We start from the raw sequence: 3,591 nt of genomic DNA, 5'->3' as shown, positions 1-3,591 counted from the left end.
TTTATTGATTTTATTGTTAATTTATAGACTCATCTAAGCGGAGAAGAGCCCTTTTTCTTATGCTACAAAGAATCAAGGTCATTGAAGGCTAACCACCTTGTTATCTAAATGAAGTATACAACTAATGTTCATTGCTCACTTTTGTCTCTTAGCTTATTACGCCATTTTGAAGGTGTTGTACCATAGAACGTTTTGAACTGCCTGATGAAATGAGTTGTGTCTTGCCACCCAATTTCCGTAGTAATCTGTTCAACCGACATATTTGAGTATTGTAGAAGCTGCGCTGCTTTGGCTAGACGCGCTGAAGTGATCCACATACCGACAGTAAAACCTGTTTCTGACTTTACAACTGATGCGACATGGGGAGATGTGCGTCCTACAGCAGACGCAACGTCACTTAAGGATATAGGAGTAAGGCTGTATTTTTGAATATAATGTAGTGCTTTTCCGACTAATGGCGACTTGGTGATCTTATTGTCTATTGCAGTCGTCGCACGAACGACTTCTGCTAATATCAATACAATCAGGCTCCGGTGAACATCATTACTTATCGTTGTTTCAATACTGGTTTCTTGTTTTAAGGCTTCAAACCAAGAAGTTATACGTTGTTGAGCTAGTTCACCTAAATGAGCCACAGGAGCGCCTCCTGAACGAACCTCTGCGAAGGGGCGCATTATCTCTTGCGTTTCGTTCAAACCATAGCTTTCAGCAGAGAAACCAAGTAGCCAATAGTCTAAATTACAACCCGCGACAGAACGATATGGCACTCCGAAAGGGACAATCGTAATGCTGCCAGTAACAGATTGAGTAGTGTAGCTTTGCTCCATTTTAAATGAGCCTTTTGTAGTAAAGAGCAAACCATAGTCTGGATTTACTGACACGGTTGAGTTTTCACTGTTTACGCCTTGCTCATGGATTACATAGCAGGGTGGCAATGGTGTTTTTGGAAGCATGGATAACAACTTACCGTTTTTTACACAATCTTAATATCAGCCGATAATATCTCAATCTGTGCACTCAAACAACGCAGCGTCTTTGTATATATTAACCACACACAACCCAAGTAGCTCAAATAACTAAAAGAGATTCAGGTGATAATATTTTTGGCTTACACAACTAGAGGAAAGAAATAATGACTAAGACTTTAGCTTTGTGGGAGAAGCAGGATAAACACAAAGGTGATCGCTGGGAGCTGTTTAAGGCGATCAGTGCTTATATGACTCCTCGAAAAACACTCTATCCTGGTAGTTATGTGGACATTTCACCGTCATTCGTTTTTAACGAAGTCACATATGTGGAACTTGATAAACGTGCTTCAAATTTTTTTGCTGATGAATGTACTGTTAAACAGATAATTTTTGAGCACAAAGGGAACTCAGACTCAAATATACAGTTTATTCATGGTGATTATCGCTCACTGGAGTTAAACGAAGTTGAATTCGACTTACTAATATCTCTTTATGCAGGCTTTATTTCAGAACCGTGCGGGGAGCTTTTAAGAATAGGTGGGATCTTACTTGTTAACGCTAGCCATGGAGATGCAGCTTTAGCGGCTTTAGACCCAAGATTTAAGTTGATTGCTGTCGTTCTAAGAGACGATGGAGTGTATGAGGTCAACGACGAAAATCTTAAGGACTATATGAAGCCCAAGAGGCCTGAAATCATGACACGAGAAAATATATTAGCATCTGGTCGTGCGATCCCATATACAAAATCACCATTTGCATATTTGTTTAAAAGAGTAATTTAGTAATACAGGAAATCACATGAGTTACAACGAATTAAACGACGGGGTCTGCATGAATTATTATCACGATGTTAACAATGCGAAGGCATATACTGAAATGTGTGACGGATATAATGCTGCTGAGCAATTGCATATGCTCTCAAAGGTTCTTTCTCCTGAGGATTCTGTTTTAGAGTTAGGCTCGGGGCCTGGTAATGATCTTGAAATTCTCGCTCAGAAATTTCGAGTTACAGGCTCTGATTATTCACCAGCTTTCGTGAATACTCTCAATAAACGGCTACCAGATGTACTTAGCTTAATACTTGATGCAGTAAAAATTGAAACAGAAGCTAGGTATAATGCAGTATATTCCAATAAAGTAATGCATCATTTAAGTTATACTGAATTGCGCCAATCTTTCCGCCGTCAAGCTGAGCTGCTTTTACCTGGAGGTTTCGTTTTCCATTTAGTCTGGCAGAAAATTCAAGCGCCTGAGACAACTCATGGTCTATTGTTTCATCCGAGAAGTTTAGCCAAGATGAAAGAAGCAATAGGGCAAGAGTTTAACGTGGTTGAAGCAAAGGTTTTTAGCGAGTTCGAAGATGGGGATTCTCTTGCTATTCTCGCACGCAAAGTATTTTAGTCGTAGTAGTGATTGATCTGTAGTGGGTTAATGGGCTTTGTCAGCTATTTGTAGGTGACTCGCGTGATTTGGAATAGAAAAAGTTATCTGAAATAGAAGGTTTTCTATGTCGTCGTAACACAAAATTGTCCAACAACGAGCTAGCTTAGATCTGTCGGGTGGACGACACTTGTTACCAAGTGCCGTCTCCCTAAGAACCCAGCGTGCAACTTTCACTGCACTAGGCTCAAGCCTCCACAAAGGCATCAAATGATACTCAGCAACTTATAAAGCAGTCGGAGCAGGTTCGTTCCAATAGTTACGAGCTAGCCTTTTGGACTTCCTTTTAGCCAAGTATTCTTGGTATTGAGGGTAAAATGGTGTCACTGCACTTCGGATTTTCACATGCCTTTCTATTGGCACTTTGGCTATTTGGAAGAGATTGAACTGGCAATCCATATCCATGATCTTCTGCCAACCGTGAAACTGCCACTGGCCTTTTCGGTTGATGAAGTATTTTAGGGCGATCCAAGTTTTAGACTTTGTTGGATGACGCCTTTTAGCCCAGTACCATCGTATGGAATAGCTTGTTACCTACATATCCGACTACCTGAAACTTGTCGTCGAAATACACGGAACGGGACGACTCTGTCTCTAAACTGAATTACGCAACAAAGCCCCTAAAAGTCATAAATTATCTTAAATGATTGTCATCCCACCGTTTATTACCCGATCTTCAGTAATCCTATTTTTAATATATAAAACCATGAATCATGAATAAAATTATATCCATATATCTTTTTATCATCTTCCTGACAGGTTGTAATTCAGAACTATCAGAAGAGGTTGTAAAACCAACCTTAACGTTAGAACGAATCGATATTAGCGTATCCTCAGCAGGAACTCGGGGGACAAGTAAATTAACGCTGGCGAAAGGTAACAAACAAACTTTCATTGCAATAGGTCATTATTCTGATCACTCTTCAAAGGTGCTAACTGATTTAAGTATTTGGCGATCCAGTAACGAGAATGTTGGATATTTTGTAGAGTCGGGAAAATTAATAGGCAAAGCATTAGGAGTCCTAAAGATAACGGCCACTAAAGACAACGTCACCAGTAACACAGTGAGCGTGGAGGTCAGCGCTGCGGTCATCACCGCGATTGCGGTCACACCGCCATCGAGTACCTTGGCAAAAGGTCAACTGACACCACTAATGGCAACCGCAACCTACAGTGATACCAC

General features: G+C 40.5%; 3 protein-coding genes and 2 pseudogenes. 3 read left to right on the top strand and 2 right to left on the bottom strand.

All coding sequences use genetic code 11. The features are described from left to right. Positions 1-128 precede the first annotated feature (128 nt). A complete protein-coding gene (locus ACED60_RS25380) occupies positions 129-953 on the bottom strand; it encodes an AraC family transcriptional regulator (RefSeq protein WP_017100452.1) in 825 nt (274 codons plus the stop codon). 179 nt (positions 954-1,132) lie between these two features. Here ACED60_RS25380 and ACED60_RS25375 point away from each other — a divergent pair, with 179 nt between their 5' ends. After that, a complete protein-coding gene (locus ACED60_RS25375; protein ID WP_371728715.1) occupies positions 1,133-1,750 on the top strand; it encodes a hypothetical protein in 618 nt (205 codons plus the stop codon). A gap of 16 nt (positions 1,751-1,766) precedes the next feature. After that, on the top strand, positions 1,767-2,369 hold the full coding sequence (locus ACED60_RS25370; RefSeq protein ID WP_017100450.1) for a trans-aconitate 2-methyltransferase: 603 nt from the start codon (positions 1,767-1,769) through the stop codon (positions 2,367-2,369). Between the two features lie 264 nt (positions 2,370-2,633). Here ACED60_RS25370 and ACED60_RS25365 read toward each other — a convergent pair. Further along, positions 2,634-2,961 (bottom strand): annotated as a pseudogene (locus ACED60_RS25365) (group II intron reverse transcriptase/maturase); the annotation flags it as partial. 160 nt (positions 2,962-3,121) lie between these two features. On the opposite strand from ACED60_RS25365, the pseudogene ACED60_RS25360 reads away from it, so the two are divergent. Next, positions 3,122-3,591: pseudogene (locus ACED60_RS25360) on the top strand (hypothetical protein); the annotation flags it as partial.

The sequence above is a fragment of the Vibrio sp. 1F279 genome (assembly GCF_041439815.1).
GTDB lineage: Bacteria > Pseudomonadota > Gammaproteobacteria > Enterobacterales > Vibrionaceae > Vibrio > Vibrio tasmaniensis_A.
The sequence above is the reverse complement of the archived record's forward strand: the minus strand, read 5'-3'. Positions and strand labels throughout refer to the sequence as shown.